The sequence below is a fragment of the Dechloromonas denitrificans genome, assembly GCF_020510685.1.
Lineage (GTDB): Bacteria > Pseudomonadota > Gammaproteobacteria > Burkholderiales > Rhodocyclaceae > Azonexus > Azonexus denitrificans_A.
In genome coordinates, this window is the sequence record NZ_CP075185.1 from 4,489,282 (window position 1) to 4,505,609 (window position 16,328).

Genomic DNA, 16,328 nt, shown 5'->3' on the forward strand with positions numbered 1-16,328 from the left:
CGTTAGAACTCGCCGCGGCCGTCGGCAGCCTTGTACAGGATGTCGGCACGACGGTTTTCAGCCCAGGCGCTTTCGTCGCTGCCCGGATTCTTCGGCTTTTCCTCGCCGAGGCTGACCGACTCGACCTGGTCTTCACGGGCGCCGAGCAGGACCAGCGAACGCTTCACCGCATCGGCGCGCTTCTGGCCGAGCGACAGGTTGTATTCGCGGCTGCCGCGCTCGTCGGTATTGCCCTGGAGCAGCACCTTGAAGCCCTTGTTGGTGACCAGGTACTTGGCGTGGGCCGCGACCAGATCCTTGTATTCGTCCTTGACGTCGTACTTGTCGAGATCGAAGTAGATGCTGCGCTGGGAGAGCTTGCTCTTCGGATCGGTCAATTCACGCGGCAGGCCGCTGGCATCGAGGCCATCGGCGACAACCGAGGCGACACCGGTACCGGAACCACTGCGCGATTCAACCGGGGCACCGCCTTCGTCAGGAATCGGGGTCGAGCTGCAACCGAGGATAAAGGCAGAGATCAGAGCGGGGATAAGTAGTTTTTTCATGGTGTTCTCGTATGAGGATTACTTGATGAATGGACCCCAGGCCGGTTCGCGTACATCACCTGCGGCGACCGAAAGGCGTTGTTTGATCCTGCCATCGCTGGAAACAGCCGATAGTACGCCGCGCCCGCCGGTTTCTGTGGCGATCAGGATCATGCGGCTGTTGGGTGCAAAACTGGGCGATTCGTCTTTATTGGAGTCGGTCAGCACCTGCACCTGGCGGTTGGCCAGATCCATGGCGGCGAGCTGAAAACGGCCTTCGCGGCGGGTGATGAAGGCCAGCGTCTTGCCATCGGCCGAGGGCCGCGGCGAGACGTTGTAATTGCCTTCGAAGCTGACGCGCTGGGCATCGCCACCGCCGGCCCCCATCCGGTAAATCTGCGGGCTGCCGCCGCGGTCGGAGGTGAAATAGATGCTGGCACCATCCGCCGAGTAACGCGGTTCGGTATCGATGCCGGCCGACTGGGTCAGGCGCTGCGGAGCGCCGCTGCCATCGGCATTGACCGAATAGATCTGCGAATTGCCGTCCTTCGACAGGACGACGGCCAGCTTGCGGCCATCCGGCGCCCAGGCCGGGGCCGAATTCGAGCCTTTCTGGTTGGCGACGATGTAACGCTGCCCGGTAGCCAACGAATGAACATAAATGATCGGCTTCTTCTTCTCGAAGGAAACATAGGCCAGCTTGCTGCCATCCGGCGACCAGGTCGGCGAAATAATCGGTTCGATCGAGCTCAGCGCGGTCGCCGCCCCTTGGCCGTCGGCATCGGCGACCTGAAGCAGGAAACGGCCACGGGTCTTGACGACGTAGGCGATGCGGGTCGAAAACACGCCTTTCTCGCCGGTCAGCTTTTCGTAGATGAAATCGGCGATCCGGTGGCCGGCGGCGCGTAGCTGCTCGTTGCCGGTGACATAGGCGGCGCCGCCCAGCGATACGGCTTTCTGCGTGTCGTATAGACGGAAGCGGGCTTCCATCCGGCCATCCGGGCTGCGCCCGATGCTGCCGGCGGCCAGCGCGTCGGCTCCCTTGCTCTTCCAGTCGGCGTGATTGACCGGCGAATTCTCGTCGAGCGCGGCGCCGGTCGTATCGACCAGCTTGAACAGGCCGCTGCGCTCAAGGTCGGAACGGACGGTCGCGGTGACGATCCGCGAGGCGGCACCATCGCCGACAAAATCGGCAATCGCTACCGGAATGCGGTTGGCGCCGGCACCGGTAATTTCGATGGAAAGCTGGGCCTGGGCAAGTCCTGTGGTCAGCAGGGCCAAGGTCAGAAAAACACGACGGGATATACGATGCATGTTGTTCATTTTCAATAAGTTTCGCGCGATTTTACTCTTCATTGGGCTTGTATTTTATTTCCAGCGTGCGCTGGAACAAGGACGGATCGTCCGGCTTGGGCAATGGCGAAGATTTGCGGATGGCGCGCTCGATGGCCCCGTCCAGTGCCGGATTGCCGCTCGAACGCTTGAGTTTGACGGCCAGCACTTCGCCGGACGGTAACTGATCGACTTCGAAAATCGCTTCCGGGTTGCCCTGGATGCTCGGCGGCAGCGCAATATTGCCGCGAATCTTGCCGCGAATCTTGGCCGAGTAATCGGCCAGTCCGCGCTTGTTCGAGGAGGCGCGTTGCTCGGCCTCGGCCGCCGCAGCGTTGGCCATATGCTGGGTGCTCGGACGGGCTTTCAGGTTGGACGTCTCGCGGGCCAGTTCCTTGTCGAAATCGAACTTCGGCGGGTCCGGTTTCTTCACTTCCGGTTTGGCCTCGGGCTTCTTCGGCTCCGGCTTGACTTCCGGTTTCTTCGGTTCCGGTTTTGGTGGCTCGGGCTTCGGCGGTTCCGGTTTCTTGGGTTCCGGCTTGGGCGGCTTCTTTTCTTCCTTGACCACGATATCCGGTTTCTTGGGCGGCGGCGGTTCGACCTTCGGCTCGACCTTGGGCAACGGTTTCGGCTCCGACTTCACCTCCGGCTCGGGCGGCGGTGGCGGCGGCACGAACTGGGCCGGCATCGGCCGGCTCGACCACAGCTCGACTTCCATCACCTCCGGCGCACTGCGCTTCCACTGCACGCCAAGGAAAAGCGCAGCAATCAGGCCGACGTGCACCAGCAAGGTGAACGCCAACGCGTATTTTTTGCCCGGCTCTTCGCGTATCTCGTCGATCATTGAGTGCTATTTGCTGCCGGTTTCCAGGCCAACCTTCTGAAACCCGGCCCGCTTGGCCTCGTCCAGTACCTCGATGACGTTCTTGTACTGGGTTTCCTTGGCACCGGCGACGAGAATCGCCACCTTTTCGTCAGCCTCCTTGAGGATCGCCAGTTCGGCTTTCAGCTCCTTGATGCCCTTGACCTGCTTTTCCTTGCCGTCGACATCGAAAACCGACAGGGCGCCATCGTCCTTGATCTGCACCTTGACGTATTTGTCCGGCTTCTGCGGTGCCGTGCTGGAACTTGGCAAGTCCACCGAACCGGTCGTCATCATCGGCGTGGCCACCATGAAGATGACGAGCAGTACGAGCATCACGTCGATATACGGGACGACGTTGATTTCGTTTTTCAGGCGACGCTGGCGCATGGCTTAACGCATCTGCCGTTGCAGGATATTGGAGAACTCTTCCATGAACGACTCGTAGCGCGTCGCCAGTCGATCGATGTCGTGGGCGAAGCGGTTGTAGGCGAGCACGGCGGGAATGGCGGCAAACAGGCCGATGGCGGTGGCCACCAGCGCTTCGGCGATACCGGGGGCGACCGACGCCAGGGTTGCCTGGCCGACGTTGGAGAGGCCGCGGAAGGCGTGCATGATGCCCCAGACCGTGCCGAACAGGCCGATGTAGGGCGAAACGGAACCGACCGAAGCAAGAAAGGCGAGGTGGGCTTCCAGCGCATCGAGTTCGCGCTGATAGGTGGCGCGCATGGCGCGGCGCGAGCCATCGACCACATCTTTCGGGTCGAGATTCTTCTGGCCCTTGAGCTTGGTGAATTCGCGGAAGCCCGACTCGAAGATGCGTTCCATCGAACCGGCATGGTGCCGGTCATTGACCGCGCTGTTGAACAGATTGTTCAGATCGCCACCGGACCAGAAATCGCGCTCGAAATTTTCGGTCTTGGTGCGGGCCAGGCGCACGGCAAACCACTTCATGAAAATGTAGTACCAGGACATGAAGGAAACGCCGGCCAGCAAGGCCATCACGGCCTGGACGACGGCGCTGGCTTCGAGAATCAGGTGGAGGATGGAAAGATCCTGGGTGACGTTCATTTAAGAGCTTCCAGTTTGCGGTGCAGGAAATCGGGGATGGCGGAAGGCGTCATGGTCGCCATGTTGACGCAGGCAATTTCGACGGTGCCGGTGACCAGTTCATCGGCGCCACGGCGCACATGCTGGCGAAAGACAACGCGGACACGGGTCAGTTTTTCCACTTCGAGGCCGACGATCAGTTCGTCGTCGAGGCGGGCCGGCTTCAGGTATTCGCAACTGGCCTTGCGCGCCACGAAGCCGATGCCGGCTTCGCTGGCCAGTTGCGACTGGTCGTGGCCGGCAAAACGCATCCACTCGGTCCGGCAGCGCTCGAAGAATTTCAGGTAATTGGCGTAATAGACCACACCGCCGGCGTCGGTATCCTCGTAATAGACGCGAACGGGGATAGAAAACGCGTTGGGCTTCGGCTCGTATTTCATCTTGGTGATTTTACCTTGCATTGCAGCATAGTTTTGTAACAAGGTGTTTCCGTACTATGGGTAATGCATATCCAGCACCAGCAAGAAAGCGGGGGCCGATCCCGAAGTAACGCCGCGCAGCGGAATCGGATGACTACCCGATCCGGCTAGCGGGCAACCGAGATAGCGCTCCGGGCAAGCTTCCCACATAATATGGCGGATGATCAGACCCGCCACTCTCGTCGACCGCTACCGCTTGATCCTGTTGCTGAGCTTGCTGCTGAGCTGCGGTTTTTTTGCCACGACACTGTTCGGATACTTTGTTTCCAAACAGGCAATCCGTTCAGCCATCATCGGCCAGGATCTGCCGCTGACCTCCAGCAATATCTATTCCGAAATCCAGAAGGATCTGGTCCGGCCGGTGCTGATCTCGTCGACCATGGCCCACGACACGTTTCTGCGCGACTGGGTGCTCAACGGCGAGCGCAATGTCGACGAGATGGCCCGCTACCTGGCCGAGGTCAAGGATCGGCATGGCGCCTTCAGCAGTTTCTTCGTGGCGCAGAAAAGCGGGAATTACTACACCGGCACCGGCATCCTCAAGCGGGTGAGCGAAGCCGAGCCGCGCGATGCCTGGTACTACCGGGTGCGCGACATGAAAGAGGACTACGAGATCAATGTCGATCTCGATCTGGCCAATCGCGACGCGATGACCATTTTCATCAACTACCGGGTCCATGACTTCTCCGGCAACTATATCGGCGCCACCGGCATCGGCCTGACCGTCGATGCGGTACGCCGCCTGATCGACGAATACCAACAGCGCTTCCACCGCACCATCTACTTTGCCGACGCCACTGGCCGCATCGTTTTCGGTAACCAGGCCGGCCAGCCGACCGATCTGCGCAGCCGTCCCGGACTCGGGGCGCTGGTCGACCGCATCCTGCAGGAGCACTCGGGCTTGTATCAATTCGAGGCGAACGGCGACAACCACATTCTCAACGTCAATTACGTGCCCGAATTGAAGTGGTACCTGTTCGTCGAGCAAAACGAGGATGTCGCGCTGGCCGGCATTCGTCAGACCTTTTATGCCAACCTCGGGATCAGTTTCATCGTCACGGTGATCGTCATCTTCCTGACCTACCTGACGCTGCACCGCTACCAGTCGCGCATCGAGGAAATGGCATCGACCGACGAACTGACCGGCCTGCTCAACCGCCATGCCTTCGGCATCCTGGTCGACAAGCTGATGGCCGCCTATCGCCGCACGCCGCGACCAATCACCTTCCTGCTGGCCGATATCGACTACTTCAAGAGCATCAACGACCGCTATGGCCACCGCACTGGCGATCAGGTGCTGGTCGGCATTGCCGGGGTGCTCAAGGCGGCGATGCGGGAAGCCGATTTTGCCGTGCGCTGGGGCGGCGAGGAATTCCTGCTGGTGCTTCAGGGCTGTGCCATCGAGGAAGGCGAGGTCGTCGCCGAAAAGCTCCGGCAGGCGGTCGAGGCGGCCCATCCGTGCGCCACTGACGGGTCGATCGGGGTGACGGTCAGCATCGGCGTCAGCCAGTATGACGGGAGCGAATCGCCGGATCAGACGGTGAATCGGGCCGACGCGGCGCTCTATGCGGCCAAGGGCAGGGGGCGTAACCAGGTTTGCCTGACGCCGCCGGCCGGCGCCGACGGATCGTCAGCCGAGGCCTGACTCAGCCTTCGGCGAGCAGGTCGCGGACCACCGCACTGGCCGGCTCGGCCAGCCCGAGGTGGCGATAGACGGCCGGCGTGGCGATGCGGCCGCGCAAGGTCCGCTGCAGGTAGCCCTGCTGAATCAGATAAGGCTCGAGGACGTCCTCGATGGTGTCGCGCGCTTCGCCGATCGCCGCGGCCAGATTGTCGACGCCGACCGGGCCGCCGCCGAACTTGTCGATGACCGCCGAGAGCAGCTTGCGGTCCATCAGGTCGAGGCCGGCCGAATCGACGTCGAGCATGGCCAGCGCGGCATCGGCGACGCTCCGGGTGATGTTGCCGTCGGCCTTGACCTCGGCGTAGTCGCGGACCCGGCGCAGCAGGCGGTTGGCGATGCGCGGCGTGCCGCGCGAGCGCTTGGCGATTTCCAGCGCCCCGGCCGAATCGAGCGGCGCATTGAGCAGCGTCGCCGAACGGCTGACGATCTGCTGCAATTCCTCGGCGTTGTAGAACTCCAGCCGGGCGACGATGCCGAAGCGGTCGCGCAGCGGGTTGGTCAGCATGCCGGCACGGGTCGTCGCGCCGACCAGCGTGAATGGCGGCAGATCGAGCTTGACCGAACGGGCGGCCGGCCCTTCGCCGATCATGATGTCGATCTGGAAATCTTCCAGCGCCGGGTAGAGGATTTCCTCGACCACCGGGCTTAGACGGTGGATTTCGTCGATGAACAGCACGTCGTGCGGTTCGAGATTGGTCAGGATGGCGGCCAGGTCGCCGGCGCGCTCCAGGACCGGGCCGGATGTCTGGCGCAGATTGACGCCCATTTCGTAGGCGACGATGTGGGCCAGCGTCGTCTTGCCCAGACCGGGCGGCCCGAACAGCAACACGTGATCGAGCGAATCGCCGCGGTTGCGGGCGGCCTGGATGAAGATTTCCAGTTGTTCGCGGATCTTCACCTGACCGGTGTAATCGGCCAACCGCTTGGGGCGCAGGGCGCGTTCGAGCGCTTCTTCCTGCACCGATTTCGCCTGCGGCGCGATGATGCGCTCAGTAACCAGTTTGTCGGTTTCGATCATGCGGGATCTTCCTCACGCGTCCAGCGGCTGAGCAGCATGTGACCAAGGGCGAGCAGCACCGGCCCGAGAAAAATGCCGATGAAGCCAAAAACCAGCACGCCGCCCAGCACGCCCAGGGCGATCAGCAGGATGGAAATGCCGCTGCCCCGGGCAATCAGGATCGGTTTGACGAAGTTGTCGATGCTGCTGATGATCAAGAGACCGTAAAGCGCCATGAAAATGGCCCAGCCGTTCTGGTCCTGACCGTACAACCAGGCGGCCGCGCCGCCCCAGATCAGCGGCGGCCCGATCGGGATCATCGACAGGAAAAACGTCGCGAAGCCAAGCAGTATCGCGCCCGGCACGCCGGCGATCAGGAAGCCGATCATCGCCACGGCGCCTTGCGCCGCCGCCGTGCCGACGATGCCGAACATGACGCCGACCACCGTGCCGCGGGTCTTGTCGAGGATTTCCTCGCCGAGATCGCCGCCCAGCTTGCGGGCGCCGACATAGAGCGCATGGCTGACCTTCGCCCCGTCGCGATAGAGAAAGAAGATGACGAACAGCACCAGCGCCAGTTGCAGCAAACCGTTGGCGGCAATGCCGCCCAGCGCCAGCGCGAATTGGCGAAGCGGCGCGATGAACTGCTTGAGCAGCGCGTTCAGTTCGTCGCGATTGCTGGCCACCTGGTGCCAGAAATTATCGATCTCGACCCCGAAGAAGGGCAGGCCGCTCAGCCAGGCCGGCGGATCGAGCGGCAAACCCTGGTCGACGTAAGGCTTGGCGAAATCGATCAGCTTGTCGGCGCCATTGGCCAGCGAACCGGCCAGGAAAACCATCGGCAGCAGCATGACCAGCACCAGCAGCAAGGTCATCAGGGAAGCGCCGATGGTGTCGCGGCCGCCGAGACGGGGCAGCAGCTTCTCCGAATAGAGCGGCCAGGTGCAGGCCCAGACCACGAAAGCGAACAGCACGGCGCCGATGAAGGGCAACAGCACGGCAATGCAGCCGATGATGAGCAGCGCCACCAGCGCCACCTGCGCCAGTCGTTTGGGGTTCTCTTCGGAAAACATCAGACCTTGGACAACAGTTTGAGGGCCTGGCGGATGCCATCCGAGGTGCCGATATCGGCCGGCAACTGCTTCATCGCCGAAGCGGCTTCCTTCTCGTTGTAGCCGAGAGCGAGCAGGGCGTTGGAAATGTCTTGCTTGGCATCGTCCACCGCCGTTCTCAACGAGATGCCGGTGGTTTCGGCCAGCTTGCCCTTCAGTTCGAGCAACAGCCGCTCGGCGGTCTTCTTGCCGATGCCCGGCACCTTGATCAATCGGCCGAGTTCCTGTTGCGCGACGGCCGCCGCCAGATCGCCGACCGACAAGCCGGAGAGCACCGACAGCGCCGTCCGCGCGCCGATGCCGGAAACTTTCAGCAACTGGCGGAAGGCGAAGCGCTCGGCTTCGCTGAGGAAACCGTACAGATAATGGCCGTCCTCGCGCACCGCGAAATGGGTGAGCAGCGTCGTTTTCTCGCCGCTGGCCGGCAGGTTGTAGAAGGTGCTCATCGGCACGTCGAGTTCGTAACCGACGCCATTCACGTCGAGCACGATCTGCGGGGGATTTTTTTCGGCGAGGACGCCGGTCAGTCTTCCTATCATGTCAGCTCGATTCTGTTTGGGCGGGGTACTGTAATTTCACACAGGTCGTCATCCTATCAGCCGGCCGCCGCGAACGCGATACCCGGCCGTCGCCAGCGCCCCCAAACCCTGTCCGCCATGCGCATGGGCAATGGCGCAAGCCAGCGCGTCGGCGGCGTCGGCGGTCGGTGCGCCGGGCAGTTTGAGCAGGCGGACAACCATGTCCTGGACCTGCTCCTTGGCCGCCTTGCCGTGGCCGACCACCGCCTGCTTGACCTGCAGCGCAGTGTATTCGGCCACCGACAGATCGGCATGGACCAAGGCACTGAGCGCCGCACCGCGCGCCTGGCCCAGCAACAGCGTCGATTGCGGATTGACGTTCACAAACACCTTCTCGACCGCTGCCTGATTCGGTTGATAGGTGGCGATCACCTCGCTGATCCCGGCGAACAAGGTCTTGATGCGTTCCGGCAGCGACTCCTTGTCGTTCGACTTGATGCAGCCGCTAGCGACATAGACCAGCTGGTTGCCGTGTTTCTCGATGACGCCGAAGCCGGTAATGCGCAGACCGGGGTCGATGCCGAGGATGCGCGGCGCGCTCATTTCGCCCGGGCCACCAGATAAACGCCGCTGACCGCGACCAACATACCGATGGCGGCGGTCACGCTGAGTTTCTCGGCGAAAATCACGAAGGCAATCAGCGCGGTACTCAAGGGCGTCAGGTAGAACAGGCTGGCGACATTGACCGCGCTGCCGCTGCGGATCAGCAGGTTGAGCAGGCTGATCGCGCCGATCGACAGGACCAGGACGAGCCAGCCGAGGGCAAAGACGAAATCGCCGGTCCACTCGATGCGAAAATCCTCGAACAAGGCAACGGCCAGCGCCGTCACCAGGGCGCTCGGCACGAACTGGATCAGCGAGCCGGTACGCAAGTCGAACTGGGCGCAAAAACGCTTCTGGTACAAGGTACCGACGGTGATGCCGAGCAGCGCGAGCAGGGCTGGAACGAGCATCGGGCCAAGCGCCGCCGCTTCGCCGAATTTGCCGGAAACGACCAGGGCGACGCCGACGAAGCCGAGCGCCAAGCCGCCCCATTGCCGGCCGCTGACTTTTTCGCCGAGCAGCCAGCCGGCGCCGAGCGCCGTCAGCAGCGGTTGCATGCCGACCACCAGCGCCGTGACGCCGGCCGGCAGGCCGTGCTTGATGGCGACAAAGACGCCGCCGAGATAGACCGCATGGACCAGCAAACCGGAAACGCCGATGTGCAGCCACTGGCGCGGCTCCTTCGGCCAGGGCGCGCGGCTGGCCAGGACCACCGCGGTCATCAGCGCGATGACCAGAATGTAGCGGCTGAGCAGAAAGGACAGCGGCTCGGCATAGGGCAAGCCGTACTTGGCCCCGATGAAGCCGGTACTCCACAGAAAAACGAAGAGGAAGGGGTAGAGGCGTTGCATCAGCGACGCGCCTCAAGCATCAGTCGCAAGCCGCCTGCGCGTCATCGACCTTGCAGGTGCCCTTGGTCCGATAGGTGAAGTTCACCCCGTTGGCATAGCTGCAGACCAGCTTGGTCAGCTTGCCCTGCCTCTCGACCTGCATCGCCGTCGGCTTGAGCGCCTTGACCTGGGCGGCCGGCAAATCGCACGACACGTAGCCGTCGAAAACGCCGCCCTGCGATTCCCACAGGGCGACGTTCTTCATCGCCCGGTAGTCCTCATAACGGATGCAGGAATCGGTCTGGTTGGCGTAGGCCTTGGCCGTATCGCTGCAAAAACCGTTGTAGGTATATTTCAGTTCTTCTTCCAGCGGACAGGCATTGACCTGGGCCGCCCCGGACAAATCGGGGCAGACCAGCGTCACCGCCGACGCAGTCAGGCTCAGTGAAGCAAGCAACAGGGCAAACAAGGCACGGGTTTGATTCACGGGAATTCCTGACTGCGCAGCGGGCGCTTATTCGTCCATCACGGCGGTGGTGTAGATTTCCTGCACGTCGTCGAGGTTTTCCAGCACGTCGAGCAGTTTCTGCATCCGGACGGCGTCTTCGCCGGTGAACTCGTTCTCGGCTTCCGGCTTCATCGTCACTTCGCCGAATTCCGGTTTGAAACCGGCGGCTTCCAACGCGTCCTTGACGGCGATGAACTCGTTGGGCGGCGTCAGCACCTCGATCGAGCCATCTTCATTGGTGTTGACGTCGTCGGCACCGGCTTCGATCGCAGCATCCATCAGCGCCGCTTCGTCGGTGCCCGGGGCGAAGATCATCTGGCCGCAATGCTTGAACTGGAAGGCGACGCAACCGTCGGAACCCATGTTGCCGCCGAACTTGGAGAACGCGTGGCGGACTTCGGCCACGGTACGCACCTTGTTGTCGGTCAGGCAATCGACCATGATCGCCGCGCCGCCGATGCCGTAGCCTTCGTAGCGGATCTCGACGTAATCGACGCCTTCGAGCTCGCCGGTACCCTTCTTGACGGCGGTGTCGATCTTGTCCTTGGGCATGTTGACGCCCTTGGCCTTGTCCACCGCGACGCGCAGGCGGGGATTGAAGTTAATGTCGCCGCCGCCCATCTTGGCGGCGACGGTGATTTCCTTGGCGATCTTGGAGAACGCGGCGCCGCGCTTTTCGTCCTGACGGCCTTTACGGTGCTGGATATTGGCCCATTTACTATGTCCGGCCATAGCGATTACCTTTCGGGAGAGATATCTGAATGTCGAAAGCCCGGATTTTACTCGACCCGTCTATATAGCGGAAAAGCTTCCGACCGAATGCCGCTTGGCCGGAACGGACAAACCGGTTAAAAATGAGGTTTGCCCGATTTTTCCGGCCCCACCCATTTCATTGATCGAGCCCGAGACCATGAGCGAACCCCTCTATCTTGCCAAATCCGAAGATGGCTATCCCGCCCTGCTGCCGCAGATGGCCAACCGCCACGGCCTGATCACCGGCGCCACCGGCACCGGCAAGACGGTGACCCTGCAATCGATGGCCGAGCGCCTCTCCTATGCCGGCGTGCCGGTCTTCATGGCCGACGTCAAGGGCGACCTGTCCGGCGCCGGGGCGGCCGGCGTCCTCAGTCCCAAGCTGCAACAGCGCATCACCGAGCTTGGCCTGGAAGGCTTCGTGCCCTACGCCAACCCGGTTGCCTTCTGGGATGTCTTCGGCCAGGGCGGCGTACCGGTGCGGGCGACGATCTCGGATATGGGACCGTTGCTGCTCGCCCGGCTGCTCAACCTGAACGACACGCAAACCGGCGTGCTGCAACTGGTCTTCAAGATCGCCGACGACCAGGGGCTGCTGCTGCTCGACCTGAAGGATCTGCGGGCGATGATCCAGCACGTCGGCGATAACGCCAAGACCTTCACCACCGAATACGGCAACGTCTCCTCGGCCTCGATCGGCGCCATCCAGCGCGGCCTGCTGACACTGGAAGAGCAGGGCGGCGACCAGTTCTTCGGCGAACCGATGCTCGACATCCACGACCTGATGAAAGTCGACGGGAACGGCCGCGGCGTCATCAACATCCTGGCCGCCGACAAGCTGATCCACGCCCCGGCGCTCTATTCCACCTTCCTGCTCTGGCTGCTTGCCGAACTGTTCGAGCAACTGCCGGAAGCCGGCGACCTCGACAAGCCGAAGCTGGTCTTCTTCTTCGACGAGGCCCACCTGCTGTTTACCGATGCGCCGCAGGCGCTGACCGACAAGGTCGAGCAGGTCGTCCGGCTGATCCGCTCGAAGGGGGTCGGCGTTTTCTTCGTCACCCAGAACCCCTTGGATGTCCCGGAAAAGATCCTCGGCCAGCTCGGCAACCGCGTCCAGCACGCCCTGCGCGCCTTCACGCCGCGCGACCAGAAGGCCGTCCAGGCGGCGGCGCAGACCATGCGTGCCAATCCGAAATTCGATGCGGCAACGGTGATCACCGAACTCGGTGTCGGCGAGGCACTGGTTTCCTTCCTCGATGAAAAAGGCCGGCCGGCCATCGTCGAGCGCAGCGTGATCTTCCCGCCCGCCTCCCGCCTCGGCCCGCTGAGCGGCGAAGAGCGCCAGGCGATGATCCAGGCCTCGCCCTTCCTCGCCACCTACGGTCAGACCATCGACCGCGCCTCGGCTTACGAAACGCTGCGCGGCAAACCGGCGGCGACCCAGGCGGCGCCCGGCGCCATCCCCGCCCCGCCGGCCGGCCGCGCCGCACCGGATGCCAACGACTGGGGCAACCACAGCGCCCAGCCGCGCCCGACGCCCGCGCCGCAGCAGAGCGCCCCGGCGCCGCAGGAAAGCTCGGGTGGCGGCATCCTCGACACCATCGGCGGCATGCTCGGCGGCACTACCGGCCCGCGCGGCGGCCATCGCGAAGGCATTCTCGAAGCCGCCGCGAAGAGTGCGGTGCGCGGCATGGCCGGCACCGTCGGCCGCTCGGTTGGCCAGCAGATCCTGCGCGGCGTGCTCGGCTCGATACTCGGCGGCCGGCGCTGAACGGCGCTGCCGCTCAGCCGCCCTCGGGCGGCAGCGTTTCGAGCGGCTGGCGCGACAGCCGCCCATGGCGCAGCCAGTCGACCGATTCCTGCCACAGCGTGTCGCGAAAGCGGCTGTTGAAGAAGGCGAAATGGCCGATCGCCGGACTGCCGATGCTGTCCGGCGCAATGCGCACGTGGTGGCGCAGCGCATTGCGGTAATAGGCGAGCAGACGACCGACTGCGGCCGGCGTACCGAAAGAATCGTCGTGCAGGCCGATGGCGAGCAGATCGCCACGCATTTCCGGGAAGTACCGCAACGGGTCGTCGCCCTTGGCGCCCCGGCCGCGATAGGCCTGCTCCAGCGAGGCCGGGCGACGCGCCCACTCGTAGGCGGCGCCGGCCGGCAAATCCTCGTGCCAACCCAGACGGCGGGCCGGGAAATAACCGCAGGCGGCGGTCAATAACGGCATCAGCAGGTGCCAGCGCAGCCACATCCAGCCTTTGCCCGGACCGTAATCGCGCCAGTAGGCGTATTGTGCGGCGACCGTCAGCGCCCGGTCGACCAGGCCGGCCGAAGGGGCCAGGCCGAGCAGCAGGCCACCGATGCTGTGACCGACCAGGAAAATCGGGCACTCCGGAAACAGCCGTTTGGCCTGGCGGAGCGCCGCATCGCAGTCGTAGCGCCCCCAGTCGAGCTTGGTGATCCGCTTCCAGCGACGCAGGCTGCCCTGGCGCGAGGCACCGATGCCGCGATAGTCGTAGGTCAGCACGGCCATGCCGTGTTCGCTGAGGAAGGCGGCGTAACGGTGGTAGTAGTCGGCCTTGACGGCAGTCGCCGGATTGATCACGACGACCGCCTCGACCGGCCCGACCGCCGGCCAGAGATGGGCGGCCAGACGGTAGCCATCGGCGGCCGTCAGTTCCAGCGCCTGCGGCGGTGCCACCCGCTCGGGATGACGGGCATTCATGGCACGGACGCCAGGCTCAGCCGGGCGCCGGCCAGGCTCGACAGCGCGACCTCGAGGCCTTGTTGCAAGGGCCAGCGGTCACCCGGACTCAGGATACAGTCCCGATTGCTGCCGGCCTCGGTCAGCCAGACCTCGCCATCTTCGCAACACAACTCGCCACAGCCCTGGACGAGCAGGGTTTCGCGTCGCCGCAACAGCACGTGGAGCGGCGTTTCATTGACAGCTTGCAGGATCGGCGACATTTTCCTATCCTCACTTCATGAGGTTTATACATACCGAAATGATTTCCGGCGCGACACCATCACTGTATTCATCGATACAGTGCGGAACAAACGAAATATCGACATTCATTGCATGCATTGATCGCATAAAGACATGAGCCTCGACCTGCGCCGCCTGCCTTCACTCGACCACCTCAAGGGCTTTGTCGCCGCGGCCCGCCATTCCAGCTTCACCAAGGCGGGCGAAGCGCTGTTCCTCAGCCAGTCGGCGATCAGCCGGCAAGTCCAGGCGCTGGAGGCGCAGCTCGGCGCGCCGCTGTTCCGGCGCAGTACCCGGCAACTCGCTCTGACGCCCCAGGGCGAAATCCTTTACCGCGCCGCCCGCGCCGCCTTCGCCGGCCTCGCCGAGGCGGTCGAGCAGATCGCCGCGCCCCGCCGCCCCGGGTTGACCGTGTCGACCTCGATCGGTTTCGCCGCATTGTGGCTGGTGCCCCGCCTGTCGCTGTTCCAGGAGGAACACCCGGAAATCGACGTGCGCCTTTCCGCCGAAAACCGCGCCGTCGATCTCGTCGTCGACGACGTCGATCTGGCCATCCGCTATTGCGCGCCGGGCGATGCGCCGGACGGCAGCGCCAAGCTGTTCGACGAAGCCCTGCTGCCGGTCATCGGCCCGGCCTTGCGCCCGCTGCTGCCGCCCACCGGCGGCCTGGACGGCGCGACGCTCGGGCAACTGACGCTGCTCGCCTTCACCGATGCGACGGCCCATCCGTGGTTCGACTGGAACGCCTGGCTCAAGCCGCTCGGTCTCGACGCCGGACAGGCCAGGGGCCGCCTGCAGTTCAATCATTACGACCAGTGCATCGCCGCGGCGCAGGCCGGCCAGGGCATCGCCCTCGGCCGCGAACCGCTGATCCGCGAGCAGCTCGCCGATGGCCGGCTGCTCGCGCTGGCTCCCGCCCGGCCGGTACCGCAACGCGCCTACTACCTGCTGCGCGGCGCCCGGGCCGGACAACCGGCGGTCGCCGCCTTCACCGACTGGCTGTTGCGGCAGACCGGCCGCCCCGCCGGGCAGCAATGACCATGCGCGACCTGCCGCCGCTCCACACCCTGCCGGCCTTCGAAGCCGCCGCCCGGCTCGGCAGTTTTCTGGCCGCCGCCGAGGCGCTGCATCTGACGCCTTCGGCGATCAGCCACCGCATCCGTCTGCTCGAGGAACACGTCGGCCAGGCACTGTTCGAACGGCGCCACCGAGCGATCATCCTGACCGCCACCGGCCGCCGCTATCTGGCGGTGGTCCGCGAGGCCCTGTTGCGCCTTGATGAAGCGAGCGGCGTACTGCGCGCCCCGCAGCGCGAACGGCTGCGCATTTCAGCCGCGCCGGCGATCGCCAGCAAGTGGCTGGTCAGTCGTGTCACGGCCTATCAGGAAACCCATCCCGACCTCGAATTCGCTCTCGCCACCGCCACCGGTCTCGCCCCGCTGCTGGCCGGCGAAGCCGACATCGGGCTGCGCTACGGCGAAGAGGAATGGCCCGGCCTGCTTGCCTGGAAGCTGTTCGAGGAACGCGTCTTCCCGGTGTGCAGCCCGACCCTCGCGGCCGGCCTGCACCAGCCACAGGATCTCGCGCGGAGCCGCCTGCTGCGCCACCCGCTGCTGTCCTGGCAGCGCTGGTTCGCCGCCGCCGGCATCAGCCACCCGGAACCGTCCACCGGCCCGCTCTACGAGGACGCCCTGCTGATGCTCGAAGCCGCCGTCGCCGGCCACGGCGTCGCACTGATGGCGGCGTCGCTGGCCATGCCTTATGTTGCCGAAGGCCGCCTGGTCCGCCCCTTCGCCGAGGACTGCGCCGACCGCAGCTTCTATGTCGTCGCCCCGCCGGCGATCCAGGAACGGCCGGCGGTGATGGCCTTCGTTCGCTGGCTGGTGCGCAACGCGCACGATCTCGTTTAGCCGGCAGACCGGCCGGAAGACTTTGCCGCCGAGCGGGCGACAATTGCCGTGGCGCCAGCGCCGCCCTGGCGGCGCAGCATCCGGCACTTTGGCCGAGACCTTGCCGGGCCGGCCATCCGGCCGACCGGCGCCAAGCGGCGGTTAGCGCCGGCGGGCAACAGGCGTATTTGTTGCTTGTCATCATG

19 protein-coding genes are annotated in these 16,328 nt (G+C 64.1%); 4 read left to right on the top strand and 15 right to left on the bottom strand.

The genetic code is table 11. The features are described from left to right. Window positions 1-2 precede the first annotated feature (2 nt). The 6 genes from pal to ybgC are packed head-to-tail and all read right to left on the bottom strand — an operon-like array spanning window position 3 to window position 4,229. On the bottom strand, window positions 3-545 hold the full coding sequence (gene pal, locus KI611_RS21375) for a peptidoglycan-associated lipoprotein Pal (protein WP_226417665.1): 543 nt from the start codon (window positions 543-545) through the stop codon (window positions 3-5). An 18-nt stretch (window positions 546-563) separates the two neighbouring features. After that, window positions 564-1,838 carry a Tol-Pal system beta propeller repeat protein TolB gene (tolB, locus tag KI611_RS21380; protein WP_226417666.1) on the bottom strand — a complete coding sequence of 425 codons (1,275 nt, stop codon included), beginning with the start codon at window positions 1,836-1,838 and terminating at the stop codon, window positions 564-566. Window positions 1,839-1,869: 31 nt separating this feature from the next. After that, complete coding sequence (locus tag KI611_RS21385; RefSeq protein WP_226417667.1) at window positions 1,870-2,700, bottom strand: energy transducer TonB; 831 nt, start codon at window positions 2,698-2,700, stop codon at window positions 1,870-1,872. A 6-nt stretch (window positions 2,701-2,706) separates the two neighbouring features. Then, window positions 2,707-3,108 (bottom strand): ExbD/TolR family protein, encoded by a 402-nt coding sequence (locus KI611_RS21390; RefSeq protein WP_226417668.1) that lies wholly within the window; start codon window positions 3,106-3,108, stop codon window positions 2,707-2,709. 3 nt (window positions 3,109-3,111) lie between these two features. After that, a complete protein-coding gene (gene tolQ / locus KI611_RS21395; protein WP_226417669.1) occupies window positions 3,112-3,789 on the bottom strand; it encodes a protein TolQ in 678 nt (225 codons plus the stop codon). Then, window positions 3,786-4,229 carry a tol-pal system-associated acyl-CoA thioesterase gene (ybgC, locus tag KI611_RS21400; RefSeq protein ID WP_226417670.1) on the bottom strand — a complete coding sequence of 148 codons (444 nt, stop codon included), beginning with the start codon at window positions 4,227-4,229 and terminating at the stop codon, window positions 3,786-3,788. Before ybgC ends, tolQ begins: the two co-directional genes overlap by 4 nt. 178 nt (window positions 4,230-4,407) lie before the next feature. Between ybgC and KI611_RS21405 the strand changes: the two genes are divergently transcribed. Next, entirely contained in the window at window positions 4,408-5,892 is a 1,485-nt protein-coding gene (locus KI611_RS21405; protein ID WP_226417671.1) for a sensor domain-containing diguanylate cyclase, read from the top strand. A gap of 1 nt (window position 5,893) precedes the next feature. Here the strand turns inward: KI611_RS21405 and ruvB are convergent, their stop codons facing one another. The 7 genes from ruvB to KI611_RS21440 are packed head-to-tail and all read right to left on the bottom strand — an operon-like array spanning window position 5,894 to window position 11,231. Then, complete coding sequence (gene ruvB, locus KI611_RS21410) at window positions 5,894-6,949, bottom strand: Holliday junction branch migration DNA helicase RuvB (protein WP_226417672.1); 1,056 nt, start codon at window positions 6,947-6,949, stop codon at window positions 5,894-5,896. After that, a complete protein-coding gene (locus tag KI611_RS21415; RefSeq protein ID WP_226417673.1) occupies window positions 6,946-8,001 on the bottom strand; it encodes an AI-2E family transporter in 1,056 nt (351 codons plus the stop codon). Before KI611_RS21415 ends, ruvB begins: the two co-directional genes overlap by 4 nt. Beyond that, window positions 8,001-8,579, bottom strand: coding sequence for a Holliday junction branch migration protein RuvA (gene ruvA / locus KI611_RS21420; RefSeq protein ID WP_226417674.1), 579 nt, complete (start codon window positions 8,577-8,579; stop codon window positions 8,001-8,003). The genes KI611_RS21415 and ruvA overlap by 1 nt, the downstream gene beginning before the upstream one ends. Window positions 8,580-8,627: 48 nt before the next feature. Continuing rightward, a complete protein-coding gene (ruvC, locus tag KI611_RS21425) occupies window positions 8,628-9,161 on the bottom strand; it encodes a crossover junction endodeoxyribonuclease RuvC (RefSeq protein WP_226417675.1) in 534 nt (177 codons plus the stop codon). Then, window positions 9,158-10,012 carry a DMT family transporter gene (locus tag KI611_RS21430; RefSeq protein WP_226417676.1) on the bottom strand — a complete coding sequence of 285 codons (855 nt, stop codon included), beginning with the start codon at window positions 10,010-10,012 and terminating at the stop codon, window positions 9,158-9,160. The genes ruvC and KI611_RS21430 overlap by 4 nt, the downstream gene beginning before the upstream one ends. A gap of 19 nt (window positions 10,013-10,031) precedes the next feature. Beyond that, window positions 10,032-10,478: a hypothetical protein gene (locus tag KI611_RS21435; RefSeq protein WP_226417677.1), complete on the bottom strand. Its 447-nt coding sequence runs from the start codon at window positions 10,476-10,478 to the stop codon at window positions 10,032-10,034. 27 nt (window positions 10,479-10,505) lie between these two features. Continuing rightward, window positions 10,506-11,231 carry a YebC/PmpR family DNA-binding transcriptional regulator gene (locus KI611_RS21440; protein WP_226417678.1) on the bottom strand — a complete coding sequence of 242 codons (726 nt, stop codon included), beginning with the start codon at window positions 11,229-11,231 and terminating at the stop codon, window positions 10,506-10,508. A 178-nt stretch (window positions 11,232-11,409) separates the two neighbouring features. Here KI611_RS21440 and KI611_RS21445 point away from each other — a divergent pair, with 178 nt between their 5' ends. Beyond that, entirely contained in the window at window positions 11,410-13,023 is a 1,614-nt protein-coding gene (locus tag KI611_RS21445; RefSeq protein ID WP_226417679.1) for a helicase HerA-like domain-containing protein, read from the top strand. A 13-nt stretch (window positions 13,024-13,036) separates the two neighbouring features. On the opposite strand, the gene KI611_RS21450 is transcribed toward KI611_RS21445, so the two are convergent. After that, window positions 13,037-13,972, bottom strand: coding sequence for a serine aminopeptidase domain-containing protein (locus tag KI611_RS21450; protein ID WP_226417680.1), 936 nt, complete (start codon window positions 13,970-13,972; stop codon window positions 13,037-13,039). Further along, the gene (locus KI611_RS21455; protein ID WP_226417681.1) at window positions 13,969-14,214 is read right to left on the bottom strand and encodes a DUF2917 domain-containing protein; all 246 of its coding nucleotides are present in this window, start codon (window positions 14,212-14,214) and stop codon (window positions 13,969-13,971) included. The genes KI611_RS21450 and KI611_RS21455 overlap by 4 nt, the downstream gene beginning before the upstream one ends. A 133-nt stretch (window positions 14,215-14,347) precedes the next feature. Between KI611_RS21455 and KI611_RS21460 the strand changes: the two genes are divergently transcribed. After that, window positions 14,348-15,271: a LysR substrate-binding domain-containing protein gene (locus KI611_RS21460; protein WP_226417682.1), complete on the top strand. Its 924-nt coding sequence runs from the start codon at window positions 14,348-14,350 to the stop codon at window positions 15,269-15,271. Window positions 15,272-15,273: 2 nt separating this feature from the next. Next, the gene (locus KI611_RS21465; RefSeq protein ID WP_226417683.1) at window positions 15,274-16,143 is read left to right on the top strand and encodes a LysR substrate-binding domain-containing protein; all 870 of its coding nucleotides are present in this window, start codon (window positions 15,274-15,276) and stop codon (window positions 16,141-16,143) included. The last annotated feature ends 185 nt before the right edge of the window (window positions 16,144-16,328 follow it).

Excerpts from the sequence above, each read along its gene's own strand:
- pal (WP_226417665.1), bottom strand. The coding sequence starts at position 545 with ATGAAAAAACTACTTATCCCCGCTCTGATCTCTGCCTTTATCCTCGGT.
- tolB (WP_226417666.1), bottom strand. The coding sequence starts at position 1,838 with ATGCATCGTATATCCCGTCGTGTTTTTCTGACCTTGGCCCTGCTGACC.
- KI611_RS21385 (WP_226417667.1), bottom strand. The coding sequence starts at position 2,700 with ATGATCGACGAGATACGCGAAGAGCCGGGCAAAAAATACGCGTTGGCG.
- KI611_RS21390 (WP_226417668.1), bottom strand. The coding sequence starts at position 3,108 with ATGCGCCAGCGTCGCCTGAAAAACGAAATCAACGTCGTCCCGTATATC.
- tolQ (WP_226417669.1), bottom strand. The coding sequence starts at position 3,789 with ATGAACGTCACCCAGGATCTTTCCATCCTCCACCTGATTCTCGAAGCC.
- ybgC (WP_226417670.1), bottom strand. The coding sequence starts at position 4,229 with ATGCAAGGTAAAATCACCAAGATGAAATACGAGCCGAAGCCCAACGCG.
- KI611_RS21405 (WP_226417671.1), top strand. The coding sequence starts at position 4,408 with ATGATCAGACCCGCCACTCTCGTCGACCGCTACCGCTTGATCCTGTTG.
- ruvB (WP_226417672.1), bottom strand. The coding sequence starts at position 6,949 with ATGATCGAAACCGACAAACTGGTTACTGAGCGCATCATCGCGCCGCAG.
- KI611_RS21415 (WP_226417673.1), bottom strand. The coding sequence starts at position 8,001 with ATGTTTTCCGAAGAGAACCCCAAACGACTGGCGCAGGTGGCGCTGGTG.
- ruvA (WP_226417674.1), bottom strand. The coding sequence starts at position 8,579 with ATGATAGGAAGACTGACCGGCGTCCTCGCCGAAAAAAATCCCCCGCAG.
- ruvC (WP_226417675.1), bottom strand. The coding sequence starts at position 9,161 with ATGAGCGCGCCGCGCATCCTCGGCATCGACCCCGGTCTGCGCATTACC.
- KI611_RS21430 (WP_226417676.1), bottom strand. The coding sequence starts at position 10,012 with ATGCAACGCCTCTACCCCTTCCTCTTCGTTTTTCTGTGGAGTACCGGC.
- KI611_RS21440 (WP_226417678.1), bottom strand. The coding sequence starts at position 11,231 with ATGGCCGGACATAGTAAATGGGCCAATATCCAGCACCGTAAAGGCCGT.
- KI611_RS21445 (WP_226417679.1), top strand. The coding sequence starts at position 11,410 with ATGAGCGAACCCCTCTATCTTGCCAAATCCGAAGATGGCTATCCCGCC.
- KI611_RS21450 (WP_226417680.1), bottom strand. The coding sequence starts at position 13,972 with ATGAATGCCCGTCATCCCGAGCGGGTGGCACCGCCGCAGGCGCTGGAA.
- KI611_RS21455 (WP_226417681.1), bottom strand. The coding sequence starts at position 14,214 with ATGTCGCCGATCCTGCAAGCTGTCAATGAAACGCCGCTCCACGTGCTG.
- KI611_RS21460 (WP_226417682.1), top strand. The coding sequence starts at position 14,348 with ATGAGCCTCGACCTGCGCCGCCTGCCTTCACTCGACCACCTCAAGGGC.
- KI611_RS21465 (WP_226417683.1), top strand. The coding sequence starts at position 15,274 with ATGCGCGACCTGCCGCCGCTCCACACCCTGCCGGCCTTCGAAGCCGCC.